Origin of the sequence: Gymnodinialimonas mytili, from assembly GCF_037544085.1 — a bacterium.
Classification (GTDB): Bacteria; Pseudomonadota; Alphaproteobacteria; order Rhodobacterales; family Rhodobacteraceae; genus Gymnodinialimonas; species Gymnodinialimonas mytili.
This window is the reverse complement of the sequence record NZ_JBBIFW010000001.1, coordinates 1,684,254-1,701,113: the sequence shown is the minus strand read 5'-3', so window position 1 is coordinate 1,701,113 and position 16,860 is coordinate 1,684,254. Positions and strand designations below refer to the sequence as shown.

The following is a 16,860-nucleotide window of genomic DNA, read 5'->3' as shown; positions in this document are numbered from 1 at the left end:
TGTTGACAGTGCGATCCAATATGTCCAGTCTGATTTACATATCAGATGTCGTAGCCACTGACCGCCCTGATGATGAAGGAGATGCCCATGCCCTTGAAAACGCGTATCGAACGGGCGGTGTCGACTGCAATTTCGCAGGCGCAGGGCGGTGCGGCGCCACCAAAACTGGCCAACGCTTTGGACTATGCGGTCAATCCGGGTGGCGCACGGATTCGCCCGACTATCTGTTTGTCCGTTGCGTTGGCATGTGGTGATGATCAGCCTGCTTTGTCTGATGCCGCGGCAACGGCGATCGAGTTGATCCATTGCGCCAGCCTTGTGCATGATGACATGCCCTGTTTCGACAACGCCGATACGCGCCGCGGCAAGCCATCGGTGCACAAAGCCCACGGCGAGGCGCTGGCCCTGCTCACGGGCGATTCCCTGATCATTGCATCGTTTGAAGTCTTGGTTCGTGAGGCAGCGAGCGATCCCGGTCGCGCGATTGAGCTGATGCGGATCTTGGGCGACTCGACGGGTATGCCCAATGGTATCTGTGCCGGTCAGGGCTGGGAGAGCGAGGATAAGATCGACCTCTCTGCGTATCATCGCGCCAAGACCGGCGCGCTGTTTGTCGCCGCGACCCGAATGGGTGCCGCCGCCGCCGGGCACGAATCCGGGCCTTGGACCGAGCTTGGCGCGCGGATCGGCGAGGCGTTCCAGGTCGCGGATGACCTGCGTGATGCGCTTTACGACGAGGCGACCTTAGGCAAACCAATCCACCAGGATGAGATCAACGGGCGGCCCAACGCAGTGTCCGAGCTTGGCGTGCGCGGCGCGATCAGACGGCTGGAGGACATTTTGTCCGGTGCCATCGCCTCGATACCGTCCTGCCCGGGCGAAGCGATGCTTGCCGATATGGTCCGCAAGACCGCGGAACGCCTGACGCCCGTCATGCCGCCGGTGCAAGCGGCGGAGTAACCATGGCGCTGGCCGAACCCGACCATATCCCTTTGCGTGACAGGCTTTATGCATGGAAAACCGCCCTGATTGGATCGCGCGGATTTCAAAAACGCGCGGCCCGCATGCCGATTGCCGCCAGCGTGGCGCGCAAAGACGGTGAGGCGCTGTTCGATCTGGTGGCGGGCTTTGTACATAGCCAGATCCTGATGGCCTTTGTTGAATTAAACCTGCCGCAGCATCTGGCCCGACAACCGCACAGTCTTGAGGATTTGGCGCAGCGGACAGATGTTCCGGTGGATCGAATGCGTGTGTTGGCCCAAGGCGCAGCGGCGTTGGGCTTGATGAAACGTCGACGCGACGGGCGCTATGCGTTGGGTCGATTTGGCGCAGCATTGCCTGGCATCCCGGGCCTTGCGCAGATGATCCGTCATCATGATGTGCTGTACCGCGACCTTGCAGACCCTGCCGCATTCTTCCGCGATGGGTCTGCGACCGAGCTTGCCGAGTTTTGGCCCTATGTCTTTGGCGCCACTGGGGATGTTGATCCAGAGATTGCAGCGAAATACTCGGATCTCATGGCCGACAGTCAAGCCTTGGTTGCGGAAGAGACGTTGACCCATGTGAAACTTAACGGCGTCAAAACGCTGCTGGATATCGGCGGCGGTACAGGTGTGTTCTTGAGCGCCGCGGGTCACGCATATCCAGATCTGTCGCTCCATCTGTTCGACCTGCCAGCCGTTGTGGCGCCGGCCCAAGCTCGCTTTGACTGCGAAGGTTTGGCCCCGCGCGCGCAAATCACAGCGGGATCGTTTCGAACCGATGCGCTGCCGTCTGGCGCCGATGCGATCAGCTTGGTCCGCGTGCTCTACGATCACAGCGATGATACAGTGCGGATGTTGCTGGCGAAGGTGCATGCGGCACTGCCTGCGAATGGTCGGGTGATCGTGGCCGAGCCGATGTCCGGCGGTGCACGGCCCAGTCGCGCCGGGGACGCATATTTCGGCCCCTATTGTCTGGCCATGCGCACAGGCCGAGTGCGCAGCGCAACAGAGATTTCTGAGCATTTGGCGAAGGCTGGATTCAGTGCAGTGACAGTCAAAAAGACGTCGCGCCCCTTTGTGACAGGGCTAGTGACCGCCACAAAGCTGTAAATCTACATTTACACCATTGGTTTTTGTCTATCCTAATTGACATGTAAATGTGTCAGGTTAAACTGACACTGACGTGCATCTGGATCAGATTCTTCCGAATCTTTTCAGGTAAGACAACCGACGACCGATGGAGAGAGATCGCTTGCACAGCGCAGCCGTCATATTGGAAGGCCCCCGCTCACTGCATTTGGGGCAGGTCACATTGGCTGAACCGGGTATCGGTGATCTGGTTGTTGATGTTACCCATTCCGGTATTTCCACGGGCACCGAAAAACTGTTCTGGTCCGGTGAGATGCCACCTTTCCCCGGCATGGGATATCCCCTTGTTCCCGGATATGAGGCCGCAGGTGAAGTGGTCGAGGCTGCGGCTGAAACAGGCTTCAAACCCGGTGATCGGGTCTTTGTGCCCGGCGCAAATTGCTACGGCGATGTGAAGGGTCTGTTTGGCGGGGCTTCGAACCGGCTTGTGACCGCTGCGGATCGCGTTGTCAAAATCGACCCCACGCTGCATGCCGAAGGCGCTTTGTTGGCTCTGGCCGCCACCGCGCGGCACGCCATGGCAGGGCTTGATAAGACATTGCCTGAACTGATCATCGGACATGGCGTTTTCGGACGTTTGCTGGCGCGGCTGACCATTGCCGCCGGGGGCAAGCCCCCGATCGTTTGGGAAATCGATGAAAGCCGTATGGCCGGTGCTATCGGGTATCAGGTGATCCACCCGGATGCGGATGAGCGTCGCGACTATACCTGCATCTATGATGCAAGCGGTGTGTCCGATCTGCTCGATACGCTTATAGGACGTCTCGCCAAGGGCGGCGAGATCGTGCTGGCTGGCTTTTACCCTGAACCGCTATCCTTCGCGTTTCCTCCCGCGTTCATGCGCGAAGCCCGGATGCGGATCGCGGCGGAATGGACGCGGGATGATCTGGTTGCCACCCGCGATCTGATCGATCACGGCGCGCTCAGCTTGAATGGGCTGATCACACATACGCGCCCGGCCAGCGCCGCAGCCGAGGCGTATCGGACCGCATTCGAAGACCCGGCATGTCTGAAAATGATCCTGAATTGGGAGGGAACGGCATGAGCTTGGATGTCCCAAATCTACGCGAATATGACAACAAATTGCGGGACGAAGCCGCAGAACCGACCCTGGAAGTGCCTCAGGGCGAGCCGACGAAAAAAACCCAGATCATCGCGATCTATGGGAAGGGCGGCATCGGCAAAAGCTTCACGCTCGCCAATCTCAGCCACATGATGGCCGAGCAGGGCAAGCGCGTGCTGCTGATCGGCTGCGATCCGAAATCCGACACAACCTCGCTGCTGTTCGGCGGCAAGGCCTGCCCGACGATCATTGAAACCTCGACCCAGAAGAAACTCGCGGGCGAAGAGGTGAAGATCGGCGATGTTTGCTTCAAGCGCGGCGGTGTCTTTGCGATGGAACTTGGCGGCCCCGAAGTCGGTCGCGGCTGCGGTGGGCGTGGGATCATCCACGGGTTCGAGCTGCTGGAAAAGCTGGGCTTCCACGACTGGGATTTCGACTACGTGCTGCTCGACTTCCTGGGCGACGTTGTCTGTGGCGGCTTTGGTCTGCCGATTGCGCGCGACATGGCGCAGAAGGTGATCCTTGTTGGATCGAACGATCTGCAAAGCCTTTACGTGGCCAACAATGTCTGCTCGGCGGTGGAGTATTTCCGCAAGCTGGGCGGCAATGTCGGCGTCGCGGGGCTGGTGATCAACAAGGATGACGGGTCGGGCGAGGCGCAAGCCTTTGCCAAGGCCGTCGACATCCCCGTTTTGGCCAGCATCCCGCAAGACGATGATCTGCGCAAAAAGTCTGCGAACTACCAAATCGTCGGCACGGCTGAAAGCCAGTGGGGCGCGTTGTTCGCGGCCCTTGGCGAAAACGTGGCCGATGCGCCGCCGATGCGCCCCGTTGCGCTGAGCCAGGACCAATTGCTGGAATTGTTCGACGGCTCCGACACCGGGGCTGGGGTTGTTCTGGAACCGGCAACAGACATGGATATGCGCGGCAAAAATGCAGCGCCAAAGCAATCGTTGGAGGTGGTCTATGATGACGCCTAGCAACGACAGCTTTATCGCCCAATGCAATCTGTTCATTGAACGTGTCAAGGAACAGCTGCGCATTTCGGCGGCGCAAATCAAAGCCGCGCAAGAACAGATCGCCACGTCGGAAGAGCGCTTGGTCGCCGGTGGCAGATGCTGGGCTGCATTGGGTGAGTTCCGATGAGTTCGGAGCTGACATATGACACCTCTGCCGAAGTGGATGTGATCGAGGGCGACGCTGTCGATACCGGCTCAAAACCGCAAGACGGAGACGGTTTTGGTTGCCATGCGGGTGCCGCTGAGATGGAGGCGGCCGCGCGGTCTGCTGGCAAGTCCGAGATCTTGGATCAATTCGCCAAGGACTATCCGCAAGGCCCCCACGATAAACCGCAGAGCATGTGCCCCGCCTTTGGGTCTTTGCGCGTTGGCTTGCGGATGCGCCGCGTGGCGACGGTGCTGTCGGGCTCGGCCTGCTGCGTCTATGGGCTGACCTTTGTCAGCCATTTCTACGGCGCCCGCCGGTCGGTGGGTTATGTTCCGTTCAATTCCGAAACGCTCGTCACCGGCAAGCTTTTCGAAGACATCAGAGACTCTGTGCACGAGATGGCAGATCCCGAGCGCTATGATGCGATTGTGGTCACCAATCTCTGCGTGCCGACAGCGTCCGGAGTTCCGTTGCGGCTGTTGCCCGACGAAATCAATGGGGTTCGGATCGTCGGCATCGACGTTCCGGGCTTCGGAGTGCCGACCCATGCCGAGGCGAAAGACGTCCTCGCTGGGGCGATGCTCAATTATGCCCGACAGGAGGTGGAGGCCGGTCCAGTTCAGGCTCCAGTTTCGGGTGTTTCAGACCGTCCAACAGTGACGCTGTTGGGCGAAATGTTCCCTGCGGATCCCCTTGGGATTTCAGGGATGCTCGCGCCGCTCGGTCTGGCGGCAGGTCCGGTCGTTCCCTGCCGTGAGTGGCGTGAGCTCTATTCCGCGTTGGACAGTCAGGTGGTGGCGGCGATCCACCCTTTCTACACCAGCGCCATTCGTGAGTTTGAAGCCGCGGGTCGGACCATCGTCGGATCGGCCCCCGTTGGACATGACGGCACCGCCACATGGCTGGCGGCCATCGGTGACGCTTATGGTGTTCCGCCCGATCAGGTTGCGGTGGCTCAGAACGCATTTTTGCCAGCGATATCAGGGGCTTTGGCCTCGGTTCCCGTAAAGGGGACCATCACGTTATCGGGCTATGAAGGCAGCGAATTGCTGGTCGCGCGGTTGCTGATCGAAAGCGGGGCGGAAGTGCCTTATGTAGGCACGGCCTGCGCCAAAACTCCTTGGAGCGCGCCCGATCTGGACTGGCTGGAATCCAAGGGCACAAAGGTCAAGTTCCGCGCCTCTCTGGAAGATGATTGCGCGGCGATGGAGGCGATCCAACCAGACTTGGCCATCGGCACGACGCCGGTGGTGCAGAAAGGCAAAGAGCTTGGGATTCCAAGCCTTTACTTCACCAATCTGATCTCTGCGCGCCCGTTGATGGGACCCGCCGGTGCCGGGTCTTTGGGGCAGGTCGTGAACGCCGCGATGGCCAACAAAGACCGCATGGATCACATGCGCGAATTCTTTGAAGGCGTGGGCCACGAGGATACGGCAGGCGTTTGGGAGGGCACGCCCAATCTGCGGCCCGATTTCCGTGCCGCGCATCAGAAAAAGCTCGACAAGCAGGCCCGCGCGGCCAAGGCGCAGGAGATGATCTGATGCGCCCCTTGGAGCCAAAACCCCGTGTAAAGATCCTGTCGTTTTTCTGTAGTGTTTTCGTAACGACACCCTCCGCTGCGGGAGGCGCGCCATGCTGATCCAGGATCACGACCGCGCCGGTGGCTATTGGGGGAGCGTTTACGCCTTCACCGCGGTGAAGGGATTGCAATGCATCATCGATGGTCCGGTCGGCTGCGAAAACCTGCCCGTGACATCGGTGCTGCATTATACCGACGGTTTGCCGCCCCATGAATTGCCGATTGTCGTCACCGGGCTTGCCGAAGAAGAGTTGGGCCGCGACGGCACCGAAGGCGCGATGAAGCGCGCCTGGGACACGCTTGATCCGGCTTTGCCTGCTGTGGTGGTCACCGGCTCAATCGCTGAGATGATCGGTGGTGGCGTTACCCCACAAGGCACCAACATCCAACGCTTCCTGCCGCGCACCATCGACGAAGACCAATGGGAAAGCGCTGACCGCGCGATGACCTGGATCTTTACCGAATTCGGGATGACCAAGGGCCGGATGCCGCGCGAAAAGAAACGCGAGGAGGGCGCCGCGCCGCGCGTCAACATCCTTGGCCCGATGTACGGCACGTTCAACATGCCGTCGGACCTGCACGAAGTCCGCCGTCTGGTCGAAGGGATCGGATGTGAGGTCAATATGGTGATGCCGCTGGGCGCCCATGTGGCTGAGATGCGCGATCTGGTGAATGCGGATGTGAATATCTGCATGTATCGGGAGTTTGGTCGCGGCTTGTGCGAGGTGCTGGGCAAACCCTATCTGCAGGCACCGATTGGGATCGACTCCACCACAAAATTCCTCCGCAAGCTGGGAGAGTTGACCGGGCTGGATCCAGAGCCCTTTATCCAGCGCGAAAAGCATTCAACCATCAAACCCGTCTGGGATTTGTGGCGGTCAGTGACCCAAGACTTTTTCGCGACCGCCTCTTTCGGGATCGTCGCGAACGAGACCTATGCCCGCGGCATTCGCAATTTTCTGGAAAACGATCTGGGTTTTCCCTGTGCCTTTGCGGTTGCGCGGGTGGCGGGCAAGAAGACCGACAATGATGCCGTGCGCGAGATGATCCATACCAAACGCCCGCTGGTGCTGATGGGGTCGATCAACGAAAAGATGTACCTGGCCGAAATGGCCGGAGGTCACGGGCCGAAACCCGCCTTCATTCCCGCCAGCTTCCCGGGCGCCGCGATTCGCCGCGCCACCGGCACGCCGATGATGGGATATGCAGGCGCGACCTATCTGGTCCAAGAAGTCTGCAACAGCTTGTTCGATGCGCTGTTCCACATCCTGCCGCTGGGCAGTGACATGGACAGCGCGGAGGCGACGCCCGCGACCCTGAAACGGGATTTCCCATGGGAACCCGAAGCGCAGGCGATCCTGGATCGGATCGTCGCCGAACACCCAATTCTGACCCGTATCTCTGCCGCAAAAACCTTACGCGACGCTGCCGAAAAGGCCGCGCTTGCCGATGGGGCAGAACGGGTCATGCCCGAAACCATCAAGCGCCTGGCGCCCACTGGTTTTGATTTCGAGGAGGAGGAGAAAGCCCATGAGTGACATGACCTCGAACAGCCCCGTCACGCGGTCGGCCAAGCCACCGAAGACGGAGTTCATGATCTACTTCGCGATCATCTTTGTTGCCACCTTGCCGCTGGCCACGCTCACCTGGGCGTTCACAGCGATCAAAAGCGGCACTTTGACCGATAAGGGCCCGATCAAACGGGCCTGGCTGCAGGCGCATCTGATCACACCGATGATCTTTGCCGCCTAGCGATATGCCCTGATGTGCACGTTAGACCCTGACTAGACCCAGGGTGTGCAGATCAAGGACTACAAAATTCTCGGCGTGACGACCGGAGCCGGGGCTGTGTTCATCGATGGGCCACATCCGTGACCCTGAGATGGAATGCCGGCAGGGCAATGAGGCCTTGTCGGGGCCCGGCCGCAGGGTTTGCGGCATCAGTCTGACGTTCCGGAGGAAAATATGGCTGATAATTCCGATCTGTCTTTCACAGGTCTGACCGACGAGCAGGCGCAAGAGCTGCACGCGGTGTATATGAGCGGGCTCTGGCTGTTCTCGGCCGTCGCCATCGTTGCTCATCTCGCCACGTACATCTGGGCGCCGTGGTTCGGGTGAGGAGATAAGACATGGCTAAGTTCTACAAGATCTGGCTCATCTTCGATCCCCGCCGCGTGTTCGTCGCACAAGGCGTGTTCCTGTTCTTGCTGGCAGCGATGATCCACCTGGTGGTGCTGTCGTCCGGCCTGAACTGGTTCGAGTCAGCCGCCATGAACATGGGGTTCGGCGGCGAATAAGCCCCCGACACCTGTGCTTCATACGGCATTTCAAGAATAGCTGCGGGCGGGGGCTCACCCCTCTCGCCCGCGGCAAACATCGAGACACTGACGGACGACTGACCACAACGGCTAGGGATAAGTCGCCAAACGCGGAGAGAGCGCATGGCTTTGCTGAGCTTCGAGAAAAAATATCGCGTCCGCGGAGGGACGCTGGTGGGCGGCGACCTGTTCGATTTTTGGGTCGGTCCGTTTTATGTGGGCTTCTTTGGGGTCACGACGGCCTTTTTCGCCCTGTTGGGGACCATCCTGATCTTTTGGGGCGCGGCGATGCAGGGGAACTTCAACCCCTGGACCATCAATATCGCGCCACCGGATCTGAGCTATGGCTTGGGTTTTGCCCCGCTGATGGAAGGCGGGCTCTGGCAGATCATCACATTCTGCGCGATGGGCGCGTTCATTTCCTGGGCCCTGCGCGAGGTTGAGATCAGCCGCAAGCTGGGGATGGGTTATCATGTGCCCTTCGCCTTCAGCTTCGCGATCCTGGCCTATGCAACGCTGGTCATTTTCCGCCCGCTTCTGATGGGCGCGTGGGGGCATGGGTTCCCCTATGGGATCTTCAGCCACCTCGATTGGGTCAGCAATGTGGGCTATGCCTATCTGCACTTCCACTACAACCCGGCCCATATGATCGCGGTGACGCTGTTCTTCACCACGACATTTGCGCTGGCGCTGCATGGCGGCCTGATCCTGTCGGCGGCGAACCCGCAAAAGGGCACGCTGATGAAGACGCCGGATCACGAAGACACGTTCTTCCGGGATTTCATCGGCTATTCGGTCGGCACATTGGGCATCCACCGTGTTGGCTTGCTGCTGGCACTGGCCGCCGGGTTCTGGAGCGCGGTCTGCATCATCATCTCCGGGCCGGTCTGGACCTCGGGTTGGCCGGAATGGTGGAATTGGTGGCTGGATCTGCCGATCTGGCCGGATCAGGGCGTCGTCTATGATACGACCGGAATGACCACCTACGGGACCGAAGCGGGCTACGCCGATGTCGCAGTGCAGGGGGGGACGGAGTAATGGCCTACTTCGAATATCAAAACATCTTCACCCAGGTTCAGGTTCAAGGCGAGCCCGAAGCGGGGATGGAGCAAGTCGGCGAAAACATCCTCGGCGGCGAACGCTACGGCAAAGGCGGGTTTTCGACCCTGCTTGGCTGGCTCGGCAATGCACAGCTTGGTCCGATCTATCTGGGTTGGGCAGGTGTGATCAGCCTGGCCACCGGCCTTGCCTGGTTCAACATCGTCGGCTTCAACATGCTTAGCCAGGTGGGCTGGTCGATCCCGGAATTCATCCGACAGCTCTTTTGGCTGGCCTTGGAGCCACCGGGACCGGAATGGGGTCTGCGGATGCCGCCGCTGAATGAGGGTGGCTGGTACATCATCTCCAGCTTCTTCCTGCTGGTCTCGGTCATGAGCTGGTGGTTACGGACCTATCTGCTCGCCGTGCAGCACGAGATGGGCAAACACATCGCCTGGGCCTTCCTGGCCGCGATCTGGTTGTTCCTGGTTCTGGGCCTGTTCCGTCCGGTTCTGATGGGCAGCTGGTCGGAGGCGGTGCCGTACGGGATCTTCCCGCATCTGGATTGGACCACCGCGTTTTCGATCCGCTACGGCAATCTCTATTACAACCCGTTCCACTGTCTCAGCATCGTGTTCCTCTATGGCTCTGTTCTGCTGTTTGCCATGCATGGCGCCACGATCCTGGCCGTCAGCCGCTATGGTGGCGACCGGGAGCTGGAACAGATCATCGACCGCGGCACGGCCTCGGAACGGGCGGGCCTGTTCTGGCGCTGGACCATGGGCTTCAACGCCACGATGGAAGGCATTCACCGCTGGGCTTGGTGGTTCGCGGTTCTGACGCCCATCACCGGCGGGATCGGGATCCTGTTGACCGGAACGGTTGTCGATAACTGGTTCATCTGGGCCCAGGAACACAACTTCGCCCCCGACTACCTCGAACCTTATGGCTATGAGGCCTATGGCTCGTATCAGGAGTTTGGCGGCATCTCACGTGGGGAGGAGTAAGAGATGTTTCCCAAGTGGTTTGAACAGTGGAACACGGACAACCCCACAAATATCTTCGGCCCGGCCATCGCGGTTGGGGCGCTGGGGGGCGCGATCTTTGTCGCGGCAATGATCGTGGCCTGGGGGCAGCCCTACGCCACACAGGCCATGCAAACCGGTCCACGCGGAACGGGGATGCATGTGCAGGAGTTCATCTCGGATCTAGAGGCGGGCGACCCGACGGTGGCGGATTTCTACACCGATGAGCCGTTCGTTCCTGAAGAGGGTGAAGAACTGGCCGGCGACATTTATGAAAATGTCCAAGTGCTGGGCGATCTGACCGATGCGAACTTCAACCGGCTGATGAGCGCGATTACGCAATGGGTCTCTCCCGAGGAAGGATGCACCTATTGCCACGCCGGTGCGGCGGATGGGGAATATGCGAATGATGACCTTTATACCAAGGTCGTCGCCCGCAACATGCTTCTGATGACGCGCAATATCAACGTGAACTGGGATGCCCATGTGAACGCCAATTATGAGGTCGGCGTCACGTGCTACACCTGTCATCGCGGCCAACCCGTGCCGAACAACGTTTGGTTCCGGATCAGCCCTGTGAACGAAAATGCCGGTGGGTGGAGCGCCAATCAAAACCGCGCCACCATGACATCGAACTTCACGTCGCTTCCATCGGATTATCTGGAGCATTATCTGATTGAAAACGAGGATGGCGGTTACAATCAGATCGCCGTGCATGATCTGGAAAGCCGGGTGCAGCAGATGCCGGGCGATCCGCTGATCCAGCAGACCGAACGGACCTACGCGTTCATGAACTACCTCTCGAACTCGCTGGGTGTGAATTGCGTCTTCTGCCACAATTCGCGGGCCTTCTACGATGGGGCGCAAAACACGCCGCAATGGGGCACGGCCTCTCTCGGGATCATCATGGTGCAAGAGATGATCGCCGAATATCTGCTGCCCTTGGAAGAGGTCTACCCGCCGGAACGGCTGGGCCCGGTCTATCAGGATGCGCCGCTGGCCGCCTGCCGGACCTGCCACCAGGGATACCAGCAGCCGCTTCAAGGGCTGAACGTGATCGCGAATTGGCCTGAACTGAACGTCCTGGATGGGCCGCCCGACTACTCGGCCTGGGAGGAGGCCGCGGCCGAATAAGGACATGCGCGGCGGGTGAGGGATCATCCGCCGCGTTTTGCTTTGCCGTCGGGATGGACCCCTGGCGCTTTGGCAAAGCCCCCGCATTTGGAGGAATGCGGGATCCACAGGGAGAACGACCATGACCAGACCACATACCCCGATCTTAGACCGTGTGACGCATCCCGCCGATTTGCGCCGCCTGACCGATGCCGAGCTTGCCACCTGCGCCGATGAATTGCGGGCCGAGGTGATCTCGGCCGTCAGTGAAACGGGTGGGCATCTTGGATCGTCCCTGGGCGTTGTGGAATTGTCCGTCGCCATCCATGCCGTCTTCAACACCCCCTATGACAAGCTGGTCTGGGATGTCGGCCATCAATGCTATCCCCATAAGGTGCTGACCGGGCGACGCGACCGCATCCGGACGTTGCGCCAGAAGGGGGGGCTGAGCGGGTTCACCAAGCGCGCGGAATCCGACTATGATCCGTTCGGCGCGGCGCATTCCTCCACCAGTATCTCTGCGGCGCTGGGCTTTGCGATGGCGCGGGAATTGGGGGAGGCGACGGGCGATGCGATTGCCGTGATCGGGGACGGATCGATCAGCGCGGGCATGGCCTATGAGGCGCTGAACAATGCCGGCGATATGGGCAAGCGGTTGATCGTGATCCTGAATGACAACGAGATGTCGATTGCCCCGCCTGTTGGTGCAATGAGCCGGTATCTGACGGATCTGCAATCGCCCTTGGCCACGTTGAAAGACATTGCCGATGGCGTGGCGGCGCATCTGCCGACGCCGTTGCGCCAAGGGGCCGAACGGGCGCGTGAGCTGGTGACCGGTCACCAGCCGTCCGCCACCTTGTTCGAACATCTGGGCTTCACCTATGTCGGGCCGATCGATGGGCATGATATGGGTGAGCTGCTGACGACTTTGCGGGCCGCTAAGGCCCGTGCCGATGGCCCGATCTTGATCCATGCGGTGACCGTGAAAGGGAAGGGGTATTCCCCCGCCGAATTGTCCGACGATTGCTATCACGGTGTTGCGAAATTCGATGTCTCGACCGGACAGCAAAAGAAAAGTGCCCCGAACGCGCCAAGCTATACCAGCGTCTTTGGAAAGACCCTGTTACGCATGGCAGAGACAGATCATCGAATTGTCGGTGTGACGGCAGCGATGCCCGGCGGAACCGGCATCGCGACGATGCAAAAGGTCATGCCATCGCGTGTGTTCGATGTGGGGATCGCTGAACAACATGCGGTGACGTTCAGCGCGGGGATGGCGGCGGGGGGGCTCAAACCCTTCTGCGCGATCTATTCCAGTTTCCTGCAGCGCGGCTACGATCAGGTTGTGCATGATGTGGCGCTGCAAAACCTTCCCGTGCGGTTTATGATTGATCGGGCGGGGCTGGTGGGCGCCGATGGCCCGACCCATGCGGGCGCCTTCGATATCGGTTATCTCGCGGCCTTGCCCAATATGAGTGTGATGGCCTGCGCCGATGAGGCGGAGCTGGTGCATATGCTCGCCACCGCGGCGGCCCATGATGACGGCCCAATCGCGCTGCGGTATCCGCGGGGGGAAGGGACGGGCATCGAATTGCCGGAGGTCGGAGAGGTTCTGCCCTTCGGCAAGGGCCGTGTGATCCAGAAGGGCGGCGATGTCGCCCTGCTGTCATTCGGTGCGCATCTGGGTGAAGCGCAAGAGGCCGCCAAGCTGCTGGAACAGCGCGGCCTGAGCGTGACGATCGCCGATGCACGGTTCGCGAAACCGCTGGACACGGAACTCGTGGATCGCCTGATCGACGATCACTCCGTCCTGATCACGATAGAACAAGGCGCCATGCTGGGCTTTGGCGGCATCGTTCTGCATCATCTGGCGGCGACGGGGCAGTTGGATGGGCGATGTGCGGTGCGCACATTGCATCTGCCGGACCGGTTTATCGATCAGGCCAGCCCCGCGGAGATGTACGAACAGGCCGGGCTGACATCGGGGGATATCGCCCGCCATGCGCTGGAGATGCTGGGCGTCGAAACCTTGCGGGCCCGCGCCTAACCCGCGCCTTGGTGCACCACAATGTATTGCGGCGTGTTTCCGAAACCGTAGATCTCGATATAGACGTAGGATATGCCGCCTGACGCGACATAGGCAGGGAGCCCACCGCCGCTCGCGCCCAGGGTCCAGATCGAGGGGATGCGCGACCGGTTCTCGCGGCTGCCGAAGATCGGATCCCGCTGATCCGAGGCATCCGCCCGCCCGAAACGATGAACATTGGCCCGGTCCTGTTGAAGGATGGCGCCGAAATCCGTCAGCCGGACGCCTGAGCTGTTGTAGTGATCCTGCGGCCCAAGCGTGGTGTAGTAGCTGCCGATAAGCTGTTGGGCCTGTGCTGCGCCAGGGACGAAAAGCGCGCAAAAGGTAAGAATAGCAATGAGGCGCATAAAAAGCTCCGAGGTTAGAAAATCTAACCCAGGATAGCCCTACAAATGCGGGAAATCAGCTAGTTTGAGTGGCTCACGTCGCGAAAAATCAAATCCGAATACTCGCGCAGATAGATTTGAAGCCAAGGCGTGAAGCCATCGGGCGATTGCAATACCTCGGCGGCAAGGCCGGATAGCGGGCGCCAGATCGTATCCATGACTTCGTCGGGATTTGGCACCGGTTCTACGCCCGCTGCCATCTCACCCACAAAAATATCCACAACTTCATGCTCAATGAGGCCACCGCCGACATCGGCGCGGTATTCCACGGTATCCCGATACACAAGCGGTACACCATTTATCCCCAACTCCTCATCCAGGCGGCGAATGGCACAATCCAGGCCGTTTTCGTCCCAATGGGGATGGGTGCAGCAGGCATTCGCCCAAAGTCCGGGCGTGTGATATTTGCCCAAGGCCCGCCGTTGCAGCAGCACCTCGCCGTCGCGCAGCACGAAAACGGAAACCGCCTTGTGCCGCAGTCCGCGTTGATGCGCCTCCAGCTTTTCCACAGGCTGCAATTCGCCGTCGATCCAGGTGGGGATATGAATGGTCATACGCGTGTCGGTGTTACGAGGCCCGTGAGATGGGCGAGGTTCTTGATGCCGATCTTGATATGCGCCAGCGGGCGCGCCTTGACCAGCTTCTTGTTCATGTAAGCCTCGAAGGTCAGACGCTGCACATCGATATCGTGGCACAGGCTGACGAAGCGCTCACGCCGTTCGTCAGATTTGTAATAGGCGTTCTGCATCGCGCCGAGCACTTTGAAGACCTGCTTATGTTCCCGCATGAACAGCTTGCGCGCCAATTGCAGATCCTTCGCGCGGCCCGATTGAAGGGTCGCTGCTGCGGCTGTGGCCGCAACGCGTCCGCCGACCATCGCATAGTAAATTCCTTCGCCGGAAGATGGCGCGACGACGCCCGCAGCGTCACCCGCGAGCACAACGTCCCGGCCATTGTCCCAGCGATCCAGCGGTTTCAAGGGGATCGGCGCGCCCTCTTTACGGATCGTTTTGCAGGTATCGAGACCTGAGGCGGCGCGGAGCGCGGCGGTTGCTTCCTTCAGGTCGACATCCTTCACCATCGAGCCCATGCCGACACTGGCGGAATGCCCATGTGGAAAGACCCATCCGTAGAAATCCGGGCTGATCGCACCGTCATAGATCACATCGCAGCGATCCGGGTGATAAGCGCCTTGGGCGCCGGGCGCCTCGATGATTTCGTGGTAGGCGATGACATAGGGGATTTTGTCGCCACCTTCGACCTCGCTCCGGGCGACCCCGGAGCGCGCGCCATCCGCGCCAATGACAATCTTGCCCGTTAGGGTCTTTTCATCACCGCTTAGCTTATCGCGGTAATGCACATGGGTGCCGTCGTCGTCGCGGGTGATCTTGGTATAGGTCCCGGTAAATCGATGGGCGCCAGCGCCCTGGGCGCGGTCACGCAGGAATTCGTCAAAATGCTCACGGTCGACCATGCCGACAAAGCCGTTTTCAATCGGAATATCGACCTGTCGCTTTGTCGGAGAGATCATGCGTGCGGTGGTGATCTTGGCCACCAACTGGTCGTCGGGAATGAAGAAATCCTGGATCAGCCGCGGCGGGATGGCGCCGCCACAGGGCTTGATGCGCCCAGCGCGGTCGATCATCGCCACTTTATGACCGGAGCGGGCCAGATCCTCGGCGGCAGTGGCGCCCGATGGTCCGCCACCCACGACTATTGCGTCATAGATCATCTTCACTCTCCCGGTTGAAGTTGTGGCGCCTGGGCGCGGGGTTGCAGAAGCCGTCCGGCGACCAGCGCGGCGGCAAGGAATAGGATCGCCTCAAGCCCGAAAACGGTGCCGTAGGCGGCCTCAATCGGCAGGGCCAGGCGCGCCAGATCCAGGATTCCGGTGGCAAGCAACCCGGCAAGGCCCGCGGCAATCGCCTGGGCGGCGCCGAAAACACCCATACGTGTCCCAGCAGCGCCTTGGCGCTGGGCGGCGATCCGCATCATTGATCCGATGGCGCCCACCACAAACAGCCCGTTGCCAAGGCCCAGTACCATCGTGAAGGGTACCAGCGGCAGACCGGCACCAAGGCCCATAAGCCCAGCCGCAGAGATGATGCAGCCGATCACGGCCCAAGCCCTGAGCGAGCCGATCCCAAATGTGGATAAGGCGCCCACAGCCAGCATACCGATCAGGGCAGCGCCATCTTTGCCGCCGCTCAGCTTGGTGGAATCCTCTGGCGGCAGGCCATGGACATGGCCCGCGAAGGGCTCAAGCACCAATTCGGAAAGGTAGAACGCCAAGATCGACAGAAAGACGAATCCGGTGAAGGCACGCGCGGCGGGATCGGCCCAGGTCGCACGCAGCGCAGGGCCAAGCGCGGGATCTGCGGGCGCGGGCACGGCCCCCAGCTGCGTCTCGATCCGCCAGGTGGCGATAAAGGCGAGCAACAGGCAGATCACAGCGACGGCGCCAACCACGGGCAGTAGCCGCGCGGGGCTGTAAGGTTCCAGAGCAATGCCGGACCCGATGGAAGCCGCAATGGCGCCCAAAATCAGCATCAGCCAGGCGATTGTCGCCGCCGCCCCCTTGTGTTTGTCGGGCGCGGCTGTCGCAAGCAGGGCTAAAAATGAGGTACCTGCCGCGCCAATCCCCAGACCAATCGCGGCGTAGGAGGCGATCCAAAGCGCCAACGCTGCGCCGCCGTCCAAATAGCTGATCCCATAGGCGACGCCCACCAGACCAAGCCCAACGCAGGCAACCCCGCTTAGGATGAAGGGCGTCCGCCCGCCCTTTGCATCGGATCTATGGCCCCAATAGGGCCGCGTGACCTGCACGCCGTAATGCAACGCAACCAGCACGCCGGGCAGGATTGCGGGCCAGGACAGCTCTACCGTCATCAGACGATTGAACAGATTGACCGGCAAGGCGGCCAACCCGCCAATCGCCATGTTTGCCAAGCAA

General features: G+C 60.5%; 18 protein-coding genes. 14 read left to right on the top strand and 4 right to left on the bottom strand.

Annotation, left to right across the window (positions count from 1 at the left end):
* The first annotated feature begins 87 nt into the window (after positions 1-87).
* From V8J82_RS08470 to dxs, 14 genes are all read left to right on the top strand, one after another.
* Positions 88-960 carry a polyprenyl synthetase family protein gene (locus V8J82_RS08470; RefSeq protein WP_339974156.1) on the top strand — a complete coding sequence of 291 codons (873 nt, stop codon included), beginning with the start codon at positions 88-90 and terminating at the stop codon, positions 958-960.
* A 2-nt stretch (positions 961-962) separates the two neighbouring features.
* On the top strand, positions 963-2,093 hold the full coding sequence (locus V8J82_RS08465) for a methyltransferase (protein ID WP_339974154.1): 1,131 nt from the start codon (positions 963-965) through the stop codon (positions 2,091-2,093).
* Positions 2,094-2,235: 142 nt separating this feature from the next.
* Positions 2,236-3,177, top strand: a complete 942-nt coding sequence (gene bchC / locus V8J82_RS08460) for a chlorophyll synthesis pathway protein BchC (protein WP_339974153.1) — start codon at positions 2,236-2,238, stop codon at positions 3,175-3,177.
* The gene (locus V8J82_RS08455; RefSeq protein ID WP_339974152.1) at positions 3,174-4,175 is read left to right on the top strand and encodes a chlorophyllide a reductase iron protein subunit X; all 1,002 of its coding nucleotides are present in this window, start codon (positions 3,174-3,176) and stop codon (positions 4,173-4,175) included. The genes bchC and V8J82_RS08455 overlap by 4 nt, the downstream gene beginning before the upstream one ends.
* Positions 4,165-4,341 carry a hypothetical protein gene (locus V8J82_RS08450; RefSeq protein WP_339974151.1) on the top strand — a complete coding sequence of 59 codons (177 nt, stop codon included), beginning with the start codon at positions 4,165-4,167 and terminating at the stop codon, positions 4,339-4,341. Before V8J82_RS08455 ends, V8J82_RS08450 begins: the two co-directional genes overlap by 11 nt.
* On the top strand, positions 4,338-5,903 hold the full coding sequence (gene bchY, locus V8J82_RS08445; RefSeq protein WP_339974150.1) for a chlorophyllide a reductase subunit Y: 1,566 nt from the start codon (positions 4,338-4,340) through the stop codon (positions 5,901-5,903). Before V8J82_RS08450 ends, bchY begins: the two co-directional genes overlap by 4 nt.
* Positions 5,904-5,994: 91 nt before the next feature.
* A complete protein-coding gene (bchZ, locus tag V8J82_RS08440; RefSeq protein ID WP_339974147.1) occupies positions 5,995-7,479 on the top strand; it encodes a chlorophyllide a reductase subunit Z in 1,485 nt (494 codons plus the stop codon).
* Positions 7,472-7,693 (top strand): cytochrome PufQ, encoded by a 222-nt coding sequence (gene pufQ / locus V8J82_RS08435; protein ID WP_339974145.1) that lies wholly within the window; start codon positions 7,472-7,474, stop codon positions 7,691-7,693. The genes bchZ and pufQ overlap by 8 nt, the downstream gene beginning before the upstream one ends.
* A gap of 213 nt (positions 7,694-7,906) precedes the next feature.
* On the top strand, positions 7,907-8,059 hold the full coding sequence (gene pufB / locus V8J82_RS08430; RefSeq protein WP_339974143.1) for a light-harvesting antenna LH1, beta subunit: 153 nt from the start codon (positions 7,907-7,909) through the stop codon (positions 8,057-8,059).
* An 11-nt stretch (positions 8,060-8,070) separates the two neighbouring features.
* Positions 8,071-8,238, top strand: coding sequence for a light-harvesting antenna LH1, alpha subunit (pufA, locus tag V8J82_RS08425; RefSeq protein ID WP_339974140.1), 168 nt, complete (start codon positions 8,071-8,073; stop codon positions 8,236-8,238).
* Between the two features lie 144 nt (positions 8,239-8,382).
* Positions 8,383-9,297, top strand: a complete 915-nt coding sequence (gene pufL, locus V8J82_RS08420) for a photosynthetic reaction center subunit L (protein WP_339974138.1) — start codon at positions 8,383-8,385, stop codon at positions 9,295-9,297.
* Positions 9,297-10,304, top strand: coding sequence for a photosynthetic reaction center subunit M (pufM, locus tag V8J82_RS08415; protein WP_339974136.1), 1,008 nt, complete (start codon positions 9,297-9,299; stop codon positions 10,302-10,304). Before pufL ends, pufM begins: the two co-directional genes overlap by 1 nt.
* 3 nt (positions 10,305-10,307) lie before the next feature.
* Entirely contained in the window at positions 10,308-11,456 is a 1,149-nt protein-coding gene (gene pufC / locus V8J82_RS08410; RefSeq protein ID WP_339974134.1) for a photosynthetic reaction center cytochrome PufC, read from the top strand.
* Between the two features lie 121 nt (positions 11,457-11,577).
* Positions 11,578-13,482 carry a 1-deoxy-D-xylulose-5-phosphate synthase gene (gene dxs / locus V8J82_RS08405; protein WP_339974132.1) on the top strand — a complete coding sequence of 635 codons (1,905 nt, stop codon included), beginning with the start codon at positions 11,578-11,580 and terminating at the stop codon, positions 13,480-13,482.
* On the opposite strand, the gene V8J82_RS08400 is transcribed toward dxs, so the two are convergent.
* Genes V8J82_RS08400 through V8J82_RS08385 form a run of 4 tightly spaced genes read right to left on the bottom strand, consistent with a single transcriptional unit; the run spans position 13,479 to position 16,847 of the window.
* A complete protein-coding gene (locus tag V8J82_RS08400) occupies positions 13,479-13,868 on the bottom strand; it encodes a hypothetical protein (RefSeq protein ID WP_339974130.1) in 390 nt (129 codons plus the stop codon). The genes dxs and V8J82_RS08400 overlap by 4 nt on opposite strands.
* A gap of 59 nt (positions 13,869-13,927) precedes the next feature.
* The gene (locus tag V8J82_RS08395) at positions 13,928-14,461 is read right to left on the bottom strand and encodes an isopentenyl-diphosphate Delta-isomerase (RefSeq protein WP_339974128.1); all 534 of its coding nucleotides are present in this window, start codon (positions 14,459-14,461) and stop codon (positions 13,928-13,930) included.
* Positions 14,458-15,639, bottom strand: coding sequence for a geranylgeranyl diphosphate reductase (locus tag V8J82_RS08390; protein WP_339974126.1), 1,182 nt, complete (start codon positions 15,637-15,639; stop codon positions 14,458-14,460). Before V8J82_RS08390 ends, V8J82_RS08395 begins: the two co-directional genes overlap by 4 nt.
* Before the next feature lie 2 nt (positions 15,640-15,641).
* On the bottom strand, positions 15,642-16,847 hold the full coding sequence (locus V8J82_RS08385) for a PucC family protein (protein ID WP_339974124.1): 1,206 nt from the start codon (positions 16,845-16,847) through the stop codon (positions 15,642-15,644).
* Between the last annotated feature and the right edge of the window lie 13 nt (positions 16,848-16,860).

Excerpts from the sequence above, each read along its gene's own strand:
- V8J82_RS08470 (WP_339974156.1), top strand. The coding sequence starts at position 88 with ATGCCCTTGAAAACGCGTATCGAACGGGCGGTGTCGACTGCAATTTCG.
- V8J82_RS08465 (WP_339974154.1), top strand. The coding sequence starts at position 963 with ATGGCGCTGGCCGAACCCGACCATATCCCTTTGCGTGACAGGCTTTAT.
- V8J82_RS08455 (WP_339974152.1), top strand. The coding sequence starts at position 3,174 with ATGAGCTTGGATGTCCCAAATCTACGCGAATATGACAACAAATTGCGG.
- V8J82_RS08450 (WP_339974151.1), top strand. The coding sequence starts at position 4,165 with ATGACGCCTAGCAACGACAGCTTTATCGCCCAATGCAATCTGTTCATT.
- bchY (WP_339974150.1), top strand. The coding sequence starts at position 4,338 with ATGAGTTCGGAGCTGACATATGACACCTCTGCCGAAGTGGATGTGATC.
- bchZ (WP_339974147.1), top strand. The coding sequence starts at position 5,995 with ATGCTGATCCAGGATCACGACCGCGCCGGTGGCTATTGGGGGAGCGTT.
- pufQ (WP_339974145.1), top strand. The coding sequence starts at position 7,472 with ATGAGTGACATGACCTCGAACAGCCCCGTCACGCGGTCGGCCAAGCCA.
- pufB (WP_339974143.1), top strand. The coding sequence starts at position 7,907 with ATGGCTGATAATTCCGATCTGTCTTTCACAGGTCTGACCGACGAGCAG.
- pufA (WP_339974140.1), top strand. The coding sequence starts at position 8,071 with ATGGCTAAGTTCTACAAGATCTGGCTCATCTTCGATCCCCGCCGCGTG.
- pufL (WP_339974138.1), top strand. The coding sequence starts at position 8,383 with ATGGCTTTGCTGAGCTTCGAGAAAAAATATCGCGTCCGCGGAGGGACG.
- pufM (WP_339974136.1), top strand. The coding sequence starts at position 9,297 with ATGGCCTACTTCGAATATCAAAACATCTTCACCCAGGTTCAGGTTCAA.
- pufC (WP_339974134.1), top strand. The coding sequence starts at position 10,308 with ATGTTTCCCAAGTGGTTTGAACAGTGGAACACGGACAACCCCACAAAT.
- dxs (WP_339974132.1), top strand. The coding sequence starts at position 11,578 with ATGACCAGACCACATACCCCGATCTTAGACCGTGTGACGCATCCCGCC.
- V8J82_RS08400 (WP_339974130.1), bottom strand. The coding sequence starts at position 13,868 with ATGCGCCTCATTGCTATTCTTACCTTTTGCGCGCTTTTCGTCCCTGGC.
- V8J82_RS08395 (WP_339974128.1), bottom strand. The coding sequence starts at position 14,461 with ATGACCATTCATATCCCCACCTGGATCGACGGCGAATTGCAGCCTGTG.
- V8J82_RS08390 (WP_339974126.1), bottom strand. The coding sequence starts at position 15,639 with ATGATCTATGACGCAATAGTCGTGGGTGGCGGACCATCGGGCGCCACT.
- V8J82_RS08385 (WP_339974124.1), bottom strand. The coding sequence starts at position 16,847 with ATGGCGATTGGCGGGTTGGCCGCCTTGCCGGTCAATCTGTTCAATCGT.